Genomic DNA, 19015 nt, shown 5'->3' with positions numbered 1-19015 from the left:
TAAGAAAAGCTGGGCATAGGAAGAATCTATACCCAACTTATGGATTGAGCTGTGAAAAGTGAAAAGTAGCTAACTTGATATTTAATGGCTAGTAGGTTGCTGATGCTGGGACTTCGTTTATCATCAAGGTACCAGAACGTCTTCTTATGAAGAATCTGCACTAATTACACCAGCTTTGCGCAAGGAACTGAACATTAATTTTGGATACAGGAGATTAATTGAGGAGGGTGACTTTAGATACAGCTAAGATCCTATATTTTCTCCTTATCGGGAAGTTTTCTACATTAGAAAATATGAATGTATTGTTATAGCTAACATTGATCTTATGGAGTAAAGTCTTAGGGTGTTCTTTGTTTATTATGCAAAGTCTTGAGGTTCACACTGTGTAAAGCTTCCCGTAAAGGTCCGATTTGTGAAAACTAATAATCAATAGGGATGAAAAAATCCCTACTGAAAGATGATAAGGTCTAACGGTTTATGAAAAAACAAAGAAGCTTTATAATATCTTCTATCTAGTGGTTATTTTTGCTACTTAAATAGAAATTATTACAAAAGATCTGTACATTTTATATTAAGCATATTAGATAGAGGAGAAATGTAATTATGAACGAAAGAGAGTTTGATAAAATTTTTGCACTTATGCAAGCATCATTTCCAGAGAGTGAACGAAGAACTTATTCTGGACAGAAGGGGCTGCTGACCGATTCTCATTACCGTCTCATTACAGAAACGGATAATAACAACCTAATTATAGCTTTTTTAGCTGCATGGGAATTTCCTTTGTTTCGATTCGTGGAGCATATTGCAGTCGATCCAATTATTCGAGGAAGTGGAATAGGTGGAAAAATGATGACCGCGTATATGGAGGAGTCAAAAAAGCCCATCTTATTGGAGGTGGAGCATCCTGACACGGAATTGGCGCAGCGGAGAATAGGCTTTTATGAGCGACTGGGTTTTTACCTCAATCCTTTCGAATATGTACAGCCTCCTCTTCAGAAGGGGCAGGATGATCTACCGCTTAAAATTATGAGTTATCCACAACTTTTAACGGGCGAAGAATTTGTTCTTTATAAAGAAAACCTGTATAGAAATGTATATAAGATTAAGGATTAACATTAAGTTAAATGGTGCTACCAAAGGAGGTGTTTTGCTTTTATAAAAATTTTTGGGGATTAATAAAATATCCCAAAGAATGCTAAGATATTACGATGAGAAAGGTTTATTAAAGCTAAAAAAGGATGAAACGAATGGTTATCGATATTTTACAAACGAGGATATTGCTAAAGCGAAAAAAATTATTGTTTAATATCATTTCTCCATTGATGAAATAAAAAGTGCTTTGATAACAAAGGTTAACAGCTATGATGTGTTTAGGGGAGTAAGGAAACCATTTCATTCTATATACTTAAGAAAAGTTGTCGATGAAAATGGCTTGAGGTTGTTAATAAATAAAACGAATCCAATTTTGAAGGGCAAATATTTGGGGAAAATATAAAGAAATAAATTCAGAGATTGATAGTAAGAACTTTTTGTCTTTTCTCTAAAAGGGAAAAGGTCAAATTCAGAGGTTATTAAAAATCTGAATGGACTTTTTTTGCTAGAAACACACTAAAATTATTAATCAGAAAAATCAGATGAATAATTCGTTTTTTTACTCTTTTTTAGCTTTACGATTGTAGATTATATAAAAATCGATACACTTGATTCAACGAGCATTTATTTACTTAGTAGCAATGAGAGCTTTAATAATTTCATTCCAGTAGTCATTAAAAGTTTTTTTCCTTTTAGTTGAATGAGTAATCTTTTTCTCTTTGACGTTTTTTCTTGGGCTCTTCATAGAAAATTCTCTTTTTAAATATGCTTTGTATGCAAATGTCTAACGTCATAAAAATGAATACTTTCTAAAGGTGAAATAACAATGTATATTTTAACGGCAACAGCACTTCCTATTTATGGATTTCTCTATTTAGTTTTTATTTTTGGAGAATAAAAAGAGTTTTCCCAACATGTTTTATGATTCCCTTTTTGTCAGATATAAATAGTGCTAAACCGATTGTTATCATGTGATAGGCCCTCCTTACAATCATTATCATAATTATTGTGAGAAGAAATTGGTGTGGGAAAAATTGTATCTTAATGTCATGAAATCTGTCCACTACGTTTTTAAAAGGTAAAAGACATTGAATAGCAAAAATGTTAATGACCAAATTTTATGTTGAGTCTGGTCATTTCTCACTTTAATGAGAGTGATTTTTGAACAATTAAGTTTGTACGTTAGAGGAGTTTTAAACTAAGGATAGAATAATTGTATTGAAGATACTAGAAGGGGCGCGATTAGGTGGGTGAAACGTTAATTAGAATAGGAACTACTTATATTCCAGTCATAGATGTTGAACTGTCTTGTGATTGGTATGTCAATAAATTAGGGGCTGAATGTAGTTATAAAGATAATGATAAGGCTATTCTAAATTTTGCTAATCAAAGTATTTTTTTAGTTAGATCTATGACTAATCAAAGTGCTAACTTTTTGGATAGTTATGGAGAAGAACATTTTTCGATAACTTTCGAAGTTAATGGCTTAAGCGCATTGGAGTCTATTCATAAAGATTTTATCGATAAGGGAATTAGAGTAGGAGACGTTGAAAATAGGGGCCATGTAGGAAGGAATTTTGTTTTTTATGATTTGGATGGCAATAAATTTGATGTGTGGAGTGAGCTAAGTCCAAAATTTAAAGCAAAGTATTTGAACATGTAAAAGTGGAAGGATGGCGTAGCGGGGTTGTCAATAAATAATATAGAGGGCCACTTTCAATTAGAAGTAGCCCTTAGTAACAAAGCATGGAGGTGTAAGACTAAACCAGCTTACATTACTAGTATTATGATAGGATAGTTATTTTTGTATAGTTAATTGCCTGAGAAATAGTTTAAAAAGTTAGGAAATTATTTTAGCGCATAAAAGTTGAGGGATTTAATGCTACACTTTCTATCACAATGGCAGTTAATCCATTATCCGATTTTGTTTCAGGCCATTCTTCCTTTTTCAAAAAAATGCATCACCAGGTTGAACTTTAAAATATTGTTCCTGTTCATTTCTTACATAGCCTTCACCGTCTAAAATTAATAGAAGTTGGGGGACAACCGCTTGATGATAGCCAATTATACAGTTTTCTCCAAATACATACAGCCGATACTAGCTGATGCTTCAGTGTTAATAATTCGAGACATAATAAAGTTTGAAAGGAACTGAGAAATATTTTTGCCATTTTCTTTAGAAAATTTATAAAACATCTTAATATGTTCTTCCAATTCATTTACTTTTTGACAGCATGAAGATAATGAATACTTTCAAAGGCTTTTAAATAATCTTTGCGATTGTCAAAGTAAAGCTCATTAATAATAGCTGGAGATAAATGCTCATAAATTAATAGACCTGATTGTTCTAACATCTTTTCCATTTCCTTGTAAGTAAAGCACGATTTCATCGGTTCACCACTGGCAGCAGCCATTTTCACCATATTGTCTACTCGATTCGAGATTCCTTGTGCTTTAAATAAGTTTTCATCGGCATAATCCAATACTATGGAACTTCCCGATGGTACATTGGCAAATAGATGATCGATCAAGCTGGAAGTTTCCTCTTTCGTTAAATAATAAGAAACACCCAATAGACTAAAGAACGTTTTCTTATAGTCAAAGCCGCTATCCAATAGGTTTTGATCTGAAAACCTTTTCGTGAAGTCCATGGCAACAAAATGCAGATTCCTTGGAAGTTCGAAATTTGCTGTAGCCAATCTTTTCTTTTTGAATTCCTGTGTCGCAGGATGATCAATTTCAAATATCTTTAAAATGCTTTCAAATTCAGGATGTCTTAAACTAAAAGTATCAAACCCTGCTCCGAGGATGACATATTGCTGTAAACCTAACATAATTTCATTTAGTAAAACTTTTTCACAATACGCTGCACGTGCCAAGGGCGTAGGGGAGAGGTGAATTTGCACAATCCATTTTAATAGTTCTTCCTTATTTCCTTTTAGTTTTTCCGCAATTTCTTTGTTAAAGAACTGGATACCTTGAACCATATTTTCTTGGATGTCATTGAATTCCTTTTGCGTGATTAAATCTTTTGCTAGATAATCATCAAATATTTTAGGGGTATCAAATTGACTATGATAGGCCCTGCTAAAAGCTGAGATTAATGAAGTTAAACTGGATTCACCTTTTTCCATGCAAATTCACTCCTTCAAAAAAAATAGGATTCTCCTGGCCAGGAGAATCCTATTATATAAATTAATATCATAAAAGTAAATTATTGCATAAAAAGATTTTTTTGTCAAGTTTTTAGTATTTTCTTATTACTATTAAAACTGAGTATTTATCTCCTTAAGATACGTCTTCATCAATTTTTTTGGATGAACATTTTACCGTCTGGTTGAATCTCAGCATAAAAAACGTCTTCTATTGCTTTTATATTTGCCTTTTTTAGTTCGTTATTTAGCCATTCTTTACTTTTTCCAACCTCCAATAAATTTTGTTCTAATAGCTTCCCATCTGTAATGATTTCTGTGGGGATAAAAGCAGGAGACGCAGGAAGGATTTGCATATCACTTTTTTGTGTGCCTTGAAACTCAGGTTTCTTAAGAATACTCAGTCTGCCATTTGGCTCTAAAATTGCATAATCAATTTCTGTAATAGAAAAAACTTGATACTGTCTAATCATCATAGTAAGGTCATCAATATTAACATGAGTTCTTGATAATGCCTTTTTATCGATTTTACCTTTTTTAATAATAATTGTTGGCTGGCCATCAAGTATAACTCTTATTTTTCCTGATTTAAGACTAATGTAACTAATAATAAAAGTAAGTGCACACCAAACAATTAAGCTTATTAAATATTTTTTGTACTGACTTGTAGTCAAAACTACCATATTAGCGGCAATAGAACCAATCGTTATGCCCGTTACGTAGTTGAAGAAGGTTAAGTGACTTAGTTGTTTTTTTCCTAAAAACCTTGTAAGGGCAAGAAGGACAAAAAAAGCAATAACAGTTTGTATAATTATTACTAAATAACTTGGGTTTAAACTCTTCAAACTCTTCCACTCCTTATCTAACTCCTAGAATACCCAACGTATTTTTAAAAGATACTCCAATAAATAGCTAAGTGTTTATTGAAGTTTCCTTAATTAGAAAATTATGATAATATTTGGTTGACTTATTTCGTTTAGGGGGTAGATAGTATGAACAATGTTAACGTGAAAAATAAAAAGGGGAAACGTCTCACTAAATAATCATAACGTTTCCTCAAAATGAAAGGGGAAAATTGTTTGAATCAAGCATTATTAATTATCGATGCTCAGCAAGAATTATTGGATGGTAATGACAAAGAAAAAGCTGTTTTTAATAAGGAACGGCTTATTAGAAATATCAATTTAGTTATTGATAAAGCAAAAAAATCCAATGTTCCAATAGTATTTGTCAGAGATCGCGATGTTGCTGAAGGCGAAGGTAAAGGATTTGATATTCATAATGGAATTAATGTACCTAAGGAAGCAAAGATTTTCGATAAATTCGCAACAAATTGTTTCCATGGGACTGAACTTCTAAATTATTTCCAATCTCAAAAAATTGAACATGTTGTAGTTATGGGTTGCTCTACTCAACATTGTATTGATAGTGCAGTAAGAACTGCGACTATTAGTGGGTTAGATGTGACTTTAGTTGGTGATGGGCATTCAACAGCGGACAATGATGTTTTGAGTGCTGAACAAATTATTAAGCATCATAACCTTACACTTCATGGCCATTACAATGTCGAACACTTTTCTGTTGTTAGAGATGCAGAAGAGGACTTATTTGATCCTACTCATGAATCGTATAGATAAGAGAGACTAATTTAGTGGCACTCATATTTGGTGAGTGCCTTTTCTTTTTTCGAAATAGTGAAAAAATATCTAGGAGGACTATGGATAACTCGACATTATTACGAAATGTGAATTCCCTAATGGAAATGCATGCCGAGGGTCTTTTTCTAATGAAACAACAATAATGCTATTAGGAAGATGCTCAATAATGGGTGTCTTTTAATAAAAAGCTTTATCTCCCACCTTAGATGTAAATGGAGCAAAAAAAAGCCATTAAAAACCCGATAAGTGAAGACAAAATCGAGGGGATGAAGAAAACCCCACGGATTAAGTTTCACTTTATTAAAAAACTTATATTTTAGTGTATCTCTTTATATCAGGGAATGGATTAATCCACATGAATGTAAAATTCCAAAAAATGAATGAATTAGCTAACTGAATAATGGCTTTAAATTTTGGGTTTTCGCTCTTAAACAATTTTTTACAAATATAAATAATAATAATGAAAGTAAAAATAGTCGGGGCTAATTCTGGGACAAGAAAGAATACCGAAAAGTCACCAATAGTAATCAATATGTCAGTTAAAATCAGTACCATGACTAATGAAATGTAATTAATAAAGTGCTGAAACTTAAAGAAAATAGAGTAAAAAAATTGGCTGAATTTTTTCATTTTCTATTCACCTCACCAAGTTTGTACATACTTTATGAAAAAATAAATTTTAACAACCATTTAGTATATTGTATCATCATCACATTGAGTATGGATAAAACAAAAAGCATAAATGGAAAAAGTTATCCATATGTATTTAACTTGTGCTATTATTATGATAATCATACAATATGTGGTTATAGACTGTGCGAAGCGAAATAATAGCGGTAAATCTATAGATGGACTTAATTAAAAAGTGAACCTTAATTACAAAGACTAGAACTCACTTATAGAATCAGTGCTTGGTCTAAGTAGGAAAAAAAGATGCTTATATACCTTTATTATCGCGAATTTCTATAATTGTTCCTTCAGGAGCTTTAAACTTACATAAATGACCATTTTCAACTTTATAAATGATTTCGTTATTTTTATATATAAATTTAACACCCTTTTCCTTCAATCGTGCCACTTCTTGATTGAGATCGTCAACCCATAAACAGAAATGAACAATTCCTTGAGCATTAGAATGACATGCCTCTAGTTCTTCATGCTGTTTTCCAGTTTGAATTTCAATATGAAAAGAGCCCAGTTTTAGCCAAGTATTAAAAAGCCTACCGTGAAAATTTGGTGATTCTTGTACAAGTTCAAATCCTAATACTTCTGTATAAAATTTGATGGTTTCAGAATATGTATTTGTTTGTATGCAAATATGATGCACATATTTTTCCGTCATAATTGTGTTTCTCCTTTGTTAACATACTTTGATACTAAATAATTATGCTACATATGAAACAAAAAAGCACTCACTTGAGTGATTGATTACAATGAAACGATAAATTTTAAGGAGAATTGTTGTGAAACGAAAAAAACTTATCGGGTTAATATTTTCAGCTATATTAGTGATTTTACTTATAGGAGTTACTGTGAAAAATGAATTGTCAAAAGAAGAAGCCATAAAACCAATGATAGATCTAGCAGATGGGTCAAAACAAATTGTTTTTGATACGAAGCTAAAGGGTCTAGATAAATCAACTACAACATTTGAAGAATACAAAGGAAAAATTTTGATCATCAACTTTTGGGCATCTTGGTGTGGACCTTGTCAGGAAGAAGCCCCTGACTTAAAGGAGTTTTATAACAAAAAATCAGAGAATGTAGAGCTGTTAGCGATTAATGTAACCTCTCATGATAGTTATAAAAATGCATTGAAATTTCAAGAGACATACAATTTGAATTTTCCAACCTTTCTTGATGAAAATGGTTCGCTTCAGAAATCATTTGAGGTCATAAATTACCCGACAACTTTTATCTTCAATGCTGAAGGTATCCTAAAGTTCATGATAAAAGGACAGATTACTCAAAAAGTATTAAATGAATATATGGCTAAACTGTAGCAATCTATAAAAAGATCAGGACTCACTTCACTTTAAGCCTGATCTTTTTAGCAGTAGAAATTATTATTTTAATGTATTTGTTTCTGGATCTATTACATAGTTAGACAAATTAACGTTGGGCGCTATATGGCTACAAATTACTTTTTGTTCAATTCAATTCTTACATTTGTGGTTGTATTGATGACTTCTGAGCTGTTTGTTTTAAGGAGTAAATAATATATGTCTACTACATATGTTTCTGCAATATCAACTAATTATGCTAAGTCATATGCTATATGATTGCCTACATAATGGTCAATAGCTATTTCACGAGTAAGGAAATGGCTGTGAGATTGAAAAATTATACAGCTTATTAAGCCAACAACCAACATACGACTTCCTAAATAAATTAATCTTTGCTTTTCTACTTCCATTCCTCCAGAAAAATACATAATCCCCAATTTTACTATATCTTTTGTGTCGAAACCGTAAAAAGTTGACAAAATCTATACTTTTTAGTGAGATAGGCTAACTAGAAAATAGACTTACACTATTAAGATAAAAGAAAATGAACAGTATAAAAATAGAAGAAAGTCATTCATTTGGAAATAAAAAAATGATTCCTTTTCTTTTTAATTTATTCCCTGCACCTGCCTAGTGTAATTTTAAATAATAGCGTATACATAGTTATAAGAACCTAATGGCATAGTTTATCTCTTGAATAGTATGGTAATAAAATGTTTAGGAGGTATGTTAATGAGTTTCAATCGCTACCATAGAATTGGTAAATGTAAACAATGCGGCGATAATGACTTTTTTACGTTTGAAGAGCAAATCGAGAGCAGTAATTGCTTCATGAGGTTCAAGTGTAACGAATGTGGTTGTAATGGTTTTTCGATAGAAGCAACTGGGGCAACGGGAGCAACTGGGGCAACGGGAGCAACTGGGGCAACGGGAGCGACGGAGACATCAACGGGAGCAACTGGGGCAACAGGAGCAACAGGAGTAACAGGAGTAACAGGAGCAACAGGAGTAACAGGAGTAACAGGAGTAACAGGAGTAACAGGAGTAACAGGAGTAACAGGATCAACAGGGGCAACAGGAGCAACAGGAGTAACAGGAGCAACAGGAGCAACAGGAGTAACAGGATCAACAGGAGCAACAGGAGTAACAGGGGCAACAGGATCAACTGGGGAAACAGGATCAACAGGATCAACAGGATCAACAGGCGTAACAGGAGCAACAGGAGCAACAGGATCAACAGGAGCAACAGGGGAAACAGGAGCAACAGGGGAAACAGGAGCAACAGGAGCAACAGGAGCAATAGGAGCAATAGGAGCAACAGGAGCAACAGGAGCAACAGGATCAACTGGGGCAACAGGAGCAACAGGAGCAACAGGCGTAACAGGAGCAACAGGAGCAACAGGCGTAACAGGAGCAACAGGAGCAACAGGGGAAACAGGAGCAACAGGAGCAACAGGAGCAACAGGAGCAACAGGAGCAACAGGGGAAACAGGAGCAACAGGAGCAACAGGGGAAACAGGAGCAACAGGAGCAACAGGGGAAACAGGAGCAACAGGAGCAATAGGAGCAACAGGATCAACAGGAGCAACAGGATCAACAGGAGCAACAGGAGCAACAGGAGCAACAGGAGCAACAGGAGCAACAGGGGAAACAGGAGCAACAGGAGCAACAGGAGCAACAGGGGAAACAGGAGCAACAGGGGAAACAGGAGCAACAGGAGCAACAGGGGAAACAGGAGCAATAGGAGCAACAGGAGCAACAGGAGCAATAGGAGCAATAGGATCAACAGGAGCAACAGGAGCAACAGGAGCAACTGGGGCAACAGGAGCAACAGGAGCAACAGGAGCAACAGGAGCAACAGGAGCAACAGGAGCAACAGGAGCAACAGGGGAAACAGGAGCAACAGGAGCAACAGGAGCAACAGGAGTAACAGGAGCAACAGGGGAAACAGGAGCAACAGGAGCAACAGGAGGTGGTGCAGTCATTCCGTTTGCATCAGGAACTACTGTGTCACTAACTACAATTGCTGGTGGATTAGCCGGTGACATTGGTCTTGTTGGATTTGGAAATTCTGCCCTAACGGTTTTTGCACTTGGAAATACAATTGATCTTACTGGTGCGGGGGGAACACTGCTTAACTTCGCATTCTCGGCTCCACGAAATGGGACTATTACCTCTATCGCAGGATATTTTAGCACTACTGCTGCATTAAGCCTCATAGGTACAACAGTAACAATAACAGCACAGTTATATAGTTCTCCTGCACCGAATAACACATTTACTGCAGTGCCTGGGGCAGTTGTGACGTTGGCTCCGTCACTCACAGGAGCGCTCAGCTTAGGAGCTATTAGCAACGGCATAACTACTGGATTAGCAATACCAGTAACTTCGCAAACCAGATTATTGTTAGTATTCAGTATAACGGCTACAGGTGCTAGCCTAGTCAACGTGGTTGCTGGATATGCAAGTGCAGGGATTACCTTCGAGTAATAGTTGGTAGCGATAAATGTAACTTCTCATGATAGTTATAAAAATGCATTAAAATTTCAAGAGACATACAATTTGAATTTTCCAACCTTTCTTGATGAGAATGGTTCGCTTTAGAAATCATTTGAAATCATAAATTACCCGACAACTTTTATCTTCAATGCTGAAGGTATCCTAAAGTTCACGATAAAAGGACAGATTACTCAAAAAGAATTAAATGAATATATTTCTAAACTATAGCAATCTTTAAAAAGATCAGGACTCAAAATGAAGTCCTGATCTTTTAGTATTACTTCTAAATAAGTGGGTATCAAAACTGAAAAAGGTTGACACTAACTCTACACTTTATAGTGAGAAGGGCTAACTAGGAAATAGACTTACACCTATTGAGATAAAAGAAAATGAATAGTATATAAGTAGATGAAAGAAAATTATTTATTGGAAAATAATAGAAATGAATAGCTTTTCTTCTTTTATTATTCCCTACACCTGCCCAGTTTAATGCAGGATTATCAACAATGCGAAGAATCATAGAAAGAAATTTTTCAATAATAGCGTATGTATGTTATAAGAACCTAATGGCATTGTTTATCTCTTGAATAGTATGGTAATAAAAATGTTAGGAGGTATGTTAATGAGTTTCAATCATCACCATAGATTTAGTAAATGGAAACTAAGCAGCGATAATGACTGTTTTAAGTGTGAAGAGATAAACGAGAGCAGTAGCTTTTGCCTAATAAGATTCAGGTGTAATGAATGTGGCTGTAATGTAGTTCCATTAGGAGCAACAGGGGCAACGGGAGCAACAGGGGCAACGGGAGCGACTGGGGCAACAGGAGCAACGGGAGCAACTGGGGCAGGAGCAACAGGAGCAACAGGAGCGACCGGAGCAACGGGAGCGACAGGGGCAACAGGAGCGACGGGAGCAACTGGGGCAGGAGCAACAGGAGCAACAGGAGCGACAGGAGCAACAGGAGCGACAGGAGCAACGGGAGCGACAGGGGCAACAGGAGCAACGGGAGCAACAGGAGCAGGAGCAACGGGAGCAACGGGAGCAACAGGAGCAACGGGAGCAACGGGAGCAACAGGAGCAACAGGAGCAACGGGAGCAACGGGAGCAGGAGCAACAGGAGCAACGGGAGCAACGGGAGCAACGGGAGCAACGGGAGCAACAGGAGCAACAGGAGCAACGGGAGCAACAGGAGCAGGAGCAACAGGAGCAACAGGAGCAACGGGAGCAACGGGAGCAACGGGAGCAACGGGAGCGACGGGAGCAACGGGAGCAACAGGAGCAGGAGCAACAGGAGCAACAGGAGCAACAGGAGTAACGGGAGCAACAGGAGCAACAGGAGCAACAGGAGCAACAGGAGCAACAGGAGCAACCGGGGAAACAGGGGCAACAGGGGCAACGGGAGAAGGCGGAGCAACAGGACCAGGGCTAATGGATGTATTTCTTGGAACTGACCAAGCAATTGGTAATGGTGAATTCGTGGGGGTAGGTACTGCATCAGCAAACTTTGTGACGAATACGATAGTTATACCTCAGAATGCAACTATTACAAGTTTGACTTTCAACATTCGTAATAATATTTTAGGTGTTGGGGATATAGTATCGGCTGAGATATTTATAAGTACAAATTGCGGTTTTAGCACTCCTACACCTACGGGCATTACTGCAACAATAATAGGACCAAATAATGCTGCGACTCCAAATTGTTGTGCAACTACACTAACAAGTTTCCCTGTTGATCAGTGTAATATTATATCTGTTCAAATAACTACAGATGTTGTTTTAGCAAGTGGTATAACAGCCACTATCCTTTTCGAATTGCCATAGTTGAAGAAATAAAATGGAGATTACTGAACAATCTAGGAAAAATACTATTTAAAGCGCTCGCTAGTTTAAAAGTGACCCAAAACTAGAAAGACTACTTGAATTTTTTATGGGTTCTCAAGATTGAGGCAATCCCTCAATAGATTTTCCAAAAAACGTAAGTAAGAGGGGACCCTTCTGCAATTATAGATTCGATTGGTCTTTTATTGCTTAACTTTGATCGGATAGGAAGAAATTGTAATGTAAAAAAGAAGCAGTATGATGAGACGCTACTGCTCAGAATTGTTCTGTGCAAAGCAAAAAACTACTAGTCAAAGCCCAATTGAGGCCAACACGATGTTGGTCACACAAGCATTTCGGCAGGATGCGGAGTACTTAGCTTGTGTTCCTCTACAACAATCGGTGGGGGATAAGAAAACCCCACCGACTAAGTTGTACTTTATTTTTATATAACTTCTCTCACAATAAAGCGATCACGTACTCTTTTCCAAAACGATCATAACAATAAAACCAGTAAGGCTATTTGAACTACCCTCCAATTGTTAATTATACCAATTGGAGGGTAGTTCATTTTATTTCATATACGTACTCATTTCAATGTATCAAAATGTTGTACTGATTGGTGCAAGTGTGAGGGCAACGTTTATTTGTTTGCCTCTGTATTGATTGCGAAACTAGTCATTGAAGAATATAAAAACAAAACAATTTTGATTTTGTTCTCTTATCCTGTTAGTCGAAAGAAAATATTTGTTAGTAAACTAATCCTGATAGCTTTTTTGACGTTTATCACAATGATGTTATCAAATATTGTTGTTGGTCTATTTTCTATCATTAATATTTATATTCTTATTGATCCATTTACAATAACTGCAATCAGTACATAGGTGAAGTCTTAAACATCATTCCTTTTGCTATTGCCTCAACGGGAATAAGCTTAATCCCATTGTATTTTGGGATGAGTAATTATTCTGTTCCGGCTACTATTAGTTCATCACTACTAGTGGTAGCAATTGCTTGTTCCTATAACCCAGAAATCTCATTGCTGATCTTTATTCCACTACAACTTGGGCTTACAGCACATGGCGTAATACTCGCGTATCTTGGTGTTCGTCATAGTGAATATGAGGATGCGATATAACCTGGACTACGTAAAACTGCAGAATTATTATTAAGTAGCCTGTTATTAATTTTGATAAGCAAGAGAAAACAACAAGAGAATTGCTAGGTCATATGGATCAAGGTTAACAGGTCTTATTACGTTAATTACATCAGGAAGCAATGCATGAAGGGATATCCTATAAGGAACTATATTTTTGCTCAAGACATTTGTTGGTGGGAAATTAAATTATTCAAAATCTTTGTTTAATAAGATAAAATTATGGGTAAATATAAAAAATTATAATTTTCCTTTATGCACTATGTTTGATAACGTAAAAGAAAGGAGGCGGAAAGATGAGAATTTTTGATGCACACTTTCACATTATTAATTTTGATTTTCCTATTACTGAAAATCAAGGGTATGTACCACCTAGCTATGTTGTAGATGATTACCAAAAGGAAACAGCGACTTATAATATTGTAGGTGGGGCAATTGTATCCGGTTCTTTTCAAGGTTTTGATCAAGCATATTTAGTGAATGCTTTAGAGAAAATGGGATCTTCATTTTGTGGTGTTACGCAGCTACCATTTTCGGTGACAGATGATAAAATTATGGATTTACATAATAAAGGTGTTCGTGCACTACGATTCAATGTGAAGCGTGGCGGCTCCGAAGATTTAACGAAGCTTGATTACTTTGCGAGACGTGTTTATGATTTAGTTGGCTGGCATAGTGAATTATATATAGACGCAAAAGATTTGCCTGAAATTGTCCCAACAATTGAAAAATTACCGGCGATTTCAATTGATCATTTAGGGTTATCCGAAGAAGGCCTTCCTCATTTGTTGCGCCTCGTAGAAAAAGGTGTACGAGTAAAGGCGACAGGATTTGGTCGTGTGGAGCTCGATGTTGAACATGCTTTGAAATCTATTTATGCTGTAAATCCAGAAGCATTAATGTTCGGTACAGACCTACCGTCTACACGAGCAAAAAGGCCTTTTGCTTATGCAGATATTGAACTTATTCATGAATTGTTTGATGCAAAGTCAGCTGAGATAATTCTTTATCAAAACGCGATGAATTTTTATTTCAAGTGAATCTAAATCGCTAATTGAATTGTGGAATGTGGTTTTAGAGAAATAGAGAGCGTAATGATTTTCGAACATTCTTAAGGTTGAATAGGGCAAACATGTGTTATTACTGCAGCATTTTCAACAATCAAGCATCATCTACACATGTTAGAAAATGCTTCTTAAAAAATGACAATAGGTATAGAATTAATACCTGTCGTAATGATCAATGGAGCAATTATTCAAGTTAGTTTAAACTTTGCGCATTCTAATTTTCTTTAATAACATCTTCTTTCTTGATGTTTGAAATAAATACACCTACTAAAGTAATTAAGCCACCTGTTATGGCAGAAAAATGTGGAACTTCACCAAGCCAAATCCATGCAATAAGAAATGCGAAAACAGAAGTTAAATAAAGCGTACTTGTTGCTTCAGCTACTCCTGTTCGTGAGGTAACATAGGCTAGCGTAAAATAAGGAATGATTGTTGGGAAAATTCCAAGATACAAGATGACTAATGTTGCATTGATCGGCGCATCCATAATTGCTTCACCTAGGCCAGGTGAGAATAATAACATAAAAATAGTACCTGACCAAATGGCATACATCGTGAAGGGGATAGCCCCATATTTTTCTAGATAATGACGTTGAAAAACAAAGTAAATACTCTCTGAAAGGGATGCTACTAAAACTATGATAATCCCAGTATTGAAAGCATAACTTTCACTTGAACCTCCTACAGAAATAAATGCTACACCACAAAAACCAACAAGTGAACCTACCCATCCCCATAATCCAAGTTTCTCACGATGAAAGAATACAGCTAATAAGGCAGTGAATATTGGGGTAGTTGAAACAAGTAAACTTGCAACGCCAGCACTAATCGTTTGCTCTCCGTAATTTAGTGCTACTTGATACACGGTGAAACCTAAAAAGCCAAGTAATAATATGATGGGGATATCTTTTAACGAAGGTAAAGGAGTTTTGGTAATAATTGTTATGATTATTAATACAAATGAGCCGACTAATAATCGTAAAAGTGAAATATGCTCAGGTGAAAATGCGGTCAATGCCACTCGTATTCCTGGAAAAGCTGACGCCCATAAAATGATTGTTATCAAATGAGCAGAAATAATCTTAAATTCTAATGTTTTAAACATGAATACACCTCGTTTTACTTTCTTATCCAACCGGTTAAAATGATGTTTTCAATATTAATAGTATTTTGGTAAAATTTCTCCAACAGGTTAAAATGAAAAAAAACAACCAGTTCAAAAGAGGGCATACATATGAAAAAGCCAAAATATCAATTGATTATTGATTTTATAAAAGAAAAAATTGCTAAAGGGGAGTGGGTGATTGGAAGTCCCATACCAAGTCAACGGAATCTAGCAAAACAGTTTGGGGTTAATCGTAGTACTGTTATAACAGCATTAGAGGAACTAATGGCAGACGGGCTACTTCAGGGTAAAGCAGGGAAAGGAACAGTCGTCACCAATAATACATGGACTTTGATGGGTGCAAAATCTTCAACTAACTGGAATGAAAATGTCACATTAGGCATTCATAAACCTAGCGTTTCGATGGTGCAGGAGATTAACGAAGCGGAATCGAATAGGAATCTTATTCAATTGAGTAAAGGGGAGCTATCACCAGAGATGTTCCCGTTAGAAGAGATGAAAGTCATCGTTCAAAAGGTATCGAATCAATTAACCTCGTTTGGTTACGAAGAGCCGAAAGGAAGTATAAAATTACGCCAAGCAATTAGTGACTATTTAAAGATAAGAGGAATTGAAGCATCTCCGTCGTCCATTCTTGTAGTGTCTGGTGCGCTCCAAGCTTTACATCTAATTTCAATTGGACTCCTAAAAAGGGGTTCAACTGTATTGTTAGAAATTCCGTCTTATCTTTTCTCGTTAACTGTTTTTGAGTCTGCAGGGATGGAGTTGCAAGGATTAACGATGGATAATGAGGGGATTATCATAGACTCCATTTATCCGACAAAGGAAAAAGGAAATAATATTTTATATACGATTCCAACCTTCCACAATCCAACTGGCGCCTTAATGCAGAAAGGTAGACGAGAGAAATTAATTGCATACTGTGAAAGAGAGCAACTGCCAGTTATAGAAGATGATGTGTACCGTGATTTATGGATTGACAATCCACCACCTAAACCATTGAAAGCAATGGACCATTACGGAAATGTATTATATGTTGGGAGTTTATCAAAAACCCTTAGTCCAGGATTACGAATTGGCTGGATAGTTGGCTCGGAGTCAGTCATTAATCGATTAGCAGATTTAAAAATGCAAGCCGATTATGGATCAAGTACCCTTTCCCAACTCGTTGCAGCAGAGTGGCTATCTAGTAATTTCTATGATGATCACCTTCATAAAGTAAGAGAACAACTTAAGATTCGTAGAAAAGTTGCTTTAGAAGCAATGGACAAATATTTGGGTCCTTATGCTACATGGGACATCCCAAAAGGTGGATTGTTCATATGGGTTAAAATAAAGCAAGAGTTTAAAGTAAAAAGGCTATTTGAAAAAGCATTATCCAACAATATTCTTCTAAATCCCGGTAGTATTTATGCTGAAAAGTCAGGACAGTTTATACGAATCTCCTATGGCTATGCTTCATTCGATGAAATTAAAGAAGGCATATTCCAATTAAGTGAAATTGTTAAAAATCAATAGATCGTAATGGAGGGGTTAAATGAAATTACTACACAAATTGCCCAAAAGTAACCCGAATTTACAATTAGACTTAATTAAAAATGGTTGGATTCCGATGAAAGAACCTAAAAATTTAGTAAGTGCTATATTGTTATCTATCCCTTTAATGATTGTCGCTTCAATGATCTCTATTTGGGTAATAAATATTTTTTCCGATATTACTTTAAAAGATTTTGGTTTTACATCTGGTGGAATATCAATAACCATTAACTTAGGTGTTATTTTGGGGATAGTCTTACTATTAATATTTCACGAATTACTTCATTTGGTTTTCATTCCTAATTTTATGAAATCAGAAAAAACTTCTATAGGGCTTACTCTTTTCGGGGGTTTTGTGATTACGGAAGAAGAGATATCAAAGTCAAGATATATATTCATTACGATAGCTCCTTTTATAATACTGTCACTAATTTTGCCACTAATTTTAAGTGCATTTGGGCTCTTGACAACGACTTTAAAGTTTTTGGTCATACTAAACGCAATGGGGTCGTCAGTTGATTTACTAAATCTTCTTCTTATAATGAAACAGGTACCAAAAAACTCAACTTTAACATGTAATGGACCAAATACTTATTGGAAAAAAGCTAGACAGGACAGATAGGGTAAAGATTTCGTAAGTCATCTTAATAGGAAAAATAACGTTATAGAAAACATATGAAAGAGGAAGAGGAAATGAAATGAACCCGAATGTTTAATATTTTAAATTTGTTAGTTCATCAACAGAAACTCACAGCACAAGAAATGGCGGAAAAGCTTGAAGTGTCGAAACGAACTATTTATCTCGACATTGAATCACTAATCTAAATTTAGCGGGTATTCCTATAGTAAGTTATCCTGGCCAAGGTGGTGGTTTGGGGATTTTGGCCAACTATAAAAAAATTAGTTGACTACTGTCAATGTGTTAATTTCAGCTATATGTGATGCAACTACATTTTTAGCTTACAATGGTTATTTAAATAAAGTAGACCATACAGGCAACTCCCATGAGTTTGTTGAAAATAGTTGTCTATTGTGGAAGTGAATTTTATATAGAGAAGCAATGTGTTAACTCTGATTATTTCATAACAGCAAACGGGACTGCTACATTGGAATTTGCAAAAGAAATTATGAATCAACTTAAACTACATTCAGAAGAGAAGATTCAAAAATGGTATGTTTTCAATAAAAATGGTTTTTACGAAAAATAAGATATTTCACGAAAAGGTGCTTTTGTAGAATTGACGCCTAATACATTTTTTTAACTTCTTTCAGCGGGTGCTGTCCTTTTGACATACAGCTGACACACTTCGCCGGTATAGTGTAGATACAGCTTAAATAAATCTAAGCTTAGGGGTAAATACCTCTTTACACTAATTCAAGGAGTGAATAAGAATGAAAGTAAGAAGTAAGATTTCAATCTATGCTATGACTGGTGCTTTATCATTAGGCATACTTGGCGGTACAACTATTCCAACTCTTGCTGCTACAAATCAAAAGGAAATAGTAAATGTAGAAAAATACAAAAATTTGGATGCTGAAACACAACAAAAAGTTGATGAAATTTTAAAAAACCTAAGGAATGAACTAGCAGACTTAGGGGTGTCATTATCTTCAAAACATAATGAAGATATCCAAAAATTTGCAAATTTAGATGATGAAACAAAAACAAAGGTACAAGAAATAATGAAGCAACAAAAAGATGGTTCCTTAACTCAAGAAGAAGCAAATACACAACTGAAAGAGCTTGGTGTATCTCTTCCAAGTCATACTGAAAAAGGCGATAAATTCGCGAATTTAGATGATGCAACAAAAACAAAGGTACAAGAAATAATGAAGCAACAAAAAGATGGTTCCTTAACTCAAGAAGAAGCAAATACACAACTGAAAGAGCTTGGTGTATC

At 35.5% G+C, this 19015-nt stretch carries 19 protein-coding genes and 2 pseudogenes; 15 read left to right on the top strand and 6 right to left on the bottom strand.

Features of this window, described 5'->3' with window-relative positions; translation table 11 throughout:
- Window positions 1-603 precede the first annotated feature (603 nt).
- The 3 genes from ACIQXF_RS07315 to ACIQXF_RS07305 all read left to right on the top strand — a co-directional run bounded on the left by ACIQXF_RS07315 (window position 604) and on the right by ACIQXF_RS07305 (window position 2755).
- Window positions 604-1113 (top strand): GNAT family N-acetyltransferase, encoded by a 510-nt coding sequence (locus tag ACIQXF_RS07315; protein WP_402780758.1) that lies wholly within the window; start codon window positions 604-606, stop codon window positions 1111-1113.
- Between the two features lie 79 nt (window positions 1114-1192).
- Window positions 1193-1306: a MerR family transcriptional regulator gene (locus ACIQXF_RS07310; protein ID WP_402780755.1), complete on the top strand. Its 114-nt coding sequence runs from the start codon at window positions 1193-1195 to the stop codon at window positions 1304-1306.
- A gap of 1032 nt (window positions 1307-2338) precedes the next feature.
- On the top strand, window positions 2339-2755 hold the full coding sequence (locus tag ACIQXF_RS07305; protein ID WP_402780752.1) for a VOC family protein: 417 nt from the start codon (window positions 2339-2341) through the stop codon (window positions 2753-2755).
- Between the two features lie 190 nt (window positions 2756-2945).
- Here the strand turns inward: ACIQXF_RS07305 and ACIQXF_RS07300 are convergent.
- The 3 genes and pseudogenes from ACIQXF_RS07300 to ACIQXF_RS07290 all read right to left on the bottom strand — a co-directional run bounded on the left by ACIQXF_RS07300 (window position 2946) and on the right by ACIQXF_RS07290 (window position 5089).
- Window positions 2946-3288 (bottom strand): annotated as a pseudogene (locus tag ACIQXF_RS07300) (cupin).
- Between the two features lie 23 nt (window positions 3289-3311).
- Entirely contained in the window at window positions 3312-4226 is a 915-nt protein-coding gene (locus tag ACIQXF_RS07295) for a class I SAM-dependent methyltransferase (protein WP_402780749.1), read from the bottom strand.
- A 170-nt stretch (window positions 4227-4396) separates the two neighbouring features.
- On the bottom strand, window positions 4397-5089 hold the full coding sequence (locus ACIQXF_RS07290; protein ID WP_402780746.1) for a YetF domain-containing protein: 693 nt from the start codon (window positions 5087-5089) through the stop codon (window positions 4397-4399).
- Window positions 5090-5323: 234 nt separating this feature from the next.
- Between ACIQXF_RS07290 and ACIQXF_RS07285 the strand changes: the two genes are divergently transcribed.
- The gene (locus tag ACIQXF_RS07285; protein ID WP_402780743.1) at window positions 5324-5881 is read left to right on the top strand and encodes an isochorismatase family protein; all 558 of its coding nucleotides are present in this window, start codon (window positions 5324-5326) and stop codon (window positions 5879-5881) included.
- A 958-nt stretch (window positions 5882-6839) separates the two neighbouring features.
- Here ACIQXF_RS07285 and ACIQXF_RS07280 read toward each other — a convergent pair.
- Complete coding sequence (locus tag ACIQXF_RS07280) at window positions 6840-7244, bottom strand: VOC family protein (protein WP_402780740.1); 405 nt, start codon at window positions 7242-7244, stop codon at window positions 6840-6842.
- Between the two features lie 121 nt (window positions 7245-7365).
- Here ACIQXF_RS07280 and ACIQXF_RS07275 point away from each other — a divergent pair, with 121 nt between their 5' ends.
- The gene (locus tag ACIQXF_RS07275; RefSeq protein WP_402780737.1) at window positions 7366-7905 is read left to right on the top strand and encodes a TlpA family protein disulfide reductase; all 540 of its coding nucleotides are present in this window, start codon (window positions 7366-7368) and stop codon (window positions 7903-7905) included.
- 254 nt (window positions 7906-8159) lie between these two features.
- Here the strand turns inward: ACIQXF_RS07275 and ACIQXF_RS07270 are convergent, their stop codons facing one another.
- Entirely contained in the window at window positions 8160-8318 is a 159-nt protein-coding gene (locus tag ACIQXF_RS07270; protein ID WP_402780734.1) for a hypothetical protein, read from the bottom strand.
- Between the two features lie 322 nt (window positions 8319-8640).
- Between ACIQXF_RS07270 and ACIQXF_RS07265 the strand changes: the two genes are divergently transcribed.
- The 5 genes from ACIQXF_RS07265 to ACIQXF_RS07245 all read left to right on the top strand — a co-directional run bounded on the left by ACIQXF_RS07265 (window position 8641) and on the right by ACIQXF_RS07245 (window position 14425).
- Complete coding sequence (locus ACIQXF_RS07265; protein ID WP_402780731.1) at window positions 8641-10398, top strand: exosporium glycoprotein BclB-related protein; 1758 nt, start codon at window positions 8641-8643, stop codon at window positions 10396-10398.
- 631 nt (window positions 10399-11029) lie between these two features.
- Window positions 11030-12232 (top strand): hypothetical protein, encoded by a 1203-nt coding sequence (locus ACIQXF_RS07260; protein WP_402780728.1) that lies wholly within the window; start codon window positions 11030-11032, stop codon window positions 12230-12232.
- A 644-nt stretch (window positions 12233-12876) separates the two neighbouring features.
- A complete protein-coding gene (locus ACIQXF_RS07255; RefSeq protein WP_402780725.1) occupies window positions 12877-13113 on the top strand; it encodes an ABC transporter permease in 237 nt (78 codons plus the stop codon).
- Between the two features lie 71 nt (window positions 13114-13184).
- Window positions 13185-13367 (top strand): hypothetical protein, encoded by a 183-nt coding sequence (locus tag ACIQXF_RS07250; protein ID WP_402780722.1) that lies wholly within the window; start codon window positions 13185-13187, stop codon window positions 13365-13367.
- 314 nt (window positions 13368-13681) lie between these two features.
- Window positions 13682-14425 (top strand): amidohydrolase family protein, encoded by a 744-nt coding sequence (locus tag ACIQXF_RS07245; RefSeq protein WP_402780719.1) that lies wholly within the window; start codon window positions 13682-13684, stop codon window positions 14423-14425.
- Between the two features lie 241 nt (window positions 14426-14666).
- On the opposite strand, the gene ACIQXF_RS07240 is transcribed toward ACIQXF_RS07245, so the two are convergent.
- Entirely contained in the window at window positions 14667-15557 is an 891-nt protein-coding gene (locus tag ACIQXF_RS07240) for a DMT family transporter (protein ID WP_402780716.1), read from the bottom strand.
- Window positions 15558-15686: 129 nt separating this feature from the next.
- Between ACIQXF_RS07240 and ACIQXF_RS07235 the strand changes: the two genes are divergently transcribed.
- The 5 genes and pseudogenes from ACIQXF_RS07235 to ACIQXF_RS07215 all read left to right on the top strand — a co-directional run.
- Window positions 15687-17096: an aminotransferase-like domain-containing protein gene (locus ACIQXF_RS07235; protein WP_402780713.1), complete on the top strand. Its 1410-nt coding sequence runs from the start codon at window positions 15687-15689 to the stop codon at window positions 17094-17096.
- Between the two features lie 19 nt (window positions 17097-17115).
- Complete coding sequence (locus ACIQXF_RS07230) at window positions 17116-17736, top strand: DUF3267 domain-containing protein (RefSeq protein WP_402780710.1); 621 nt, start codon at window positions 17116-17118, stop codon at window positions 17734-17736.
- Window positions 17737-17822: 86 nt separating this feature from the next.
- Window positions 17823-17939, top strand: coding sequence for an HTH domain-containing protein (locus ACIQXF_RS07225; RefSeq protein ID WP_402780707.1), 117 nt, complete (start codon window positions 17823-17825; stop codon window positions 17937-17939).
- A gap of 179 nt (window positions 17940-18118) precedes the next feature.
- On the top strand, window positions 18119-18322 hold the full coding sequence (locus ACIQXF_RS07220; protein ID WP_402780704.1) for a type 1 glutamine amidotransferase family protein: 204 nt from the start codon (window positions 18119-18121) through the stop codon (window positions 18320-18322).
- A gap of 184 nt (window positions 18323-18506) precedes the next feature.
- Window positions 18507-19015: pseudogene (locus ACIQXF_RS07215) on the top strand (hypothetical protein); the annotation flags it as partial.

Origin of the sequence: Lysinibacillus sp. NPDC097231, from assembly GCF_044761885.1 — a bacterium.
GTDB lineage: Bacteria > Bacillota > Bacilli > Bacillales_A > Planococcaceae > Lysinibacillus.
Note: the sequence above shows the minus strand (reverse complement) of the source record. Positions and strands in the feature narration are given on the sequence as shown.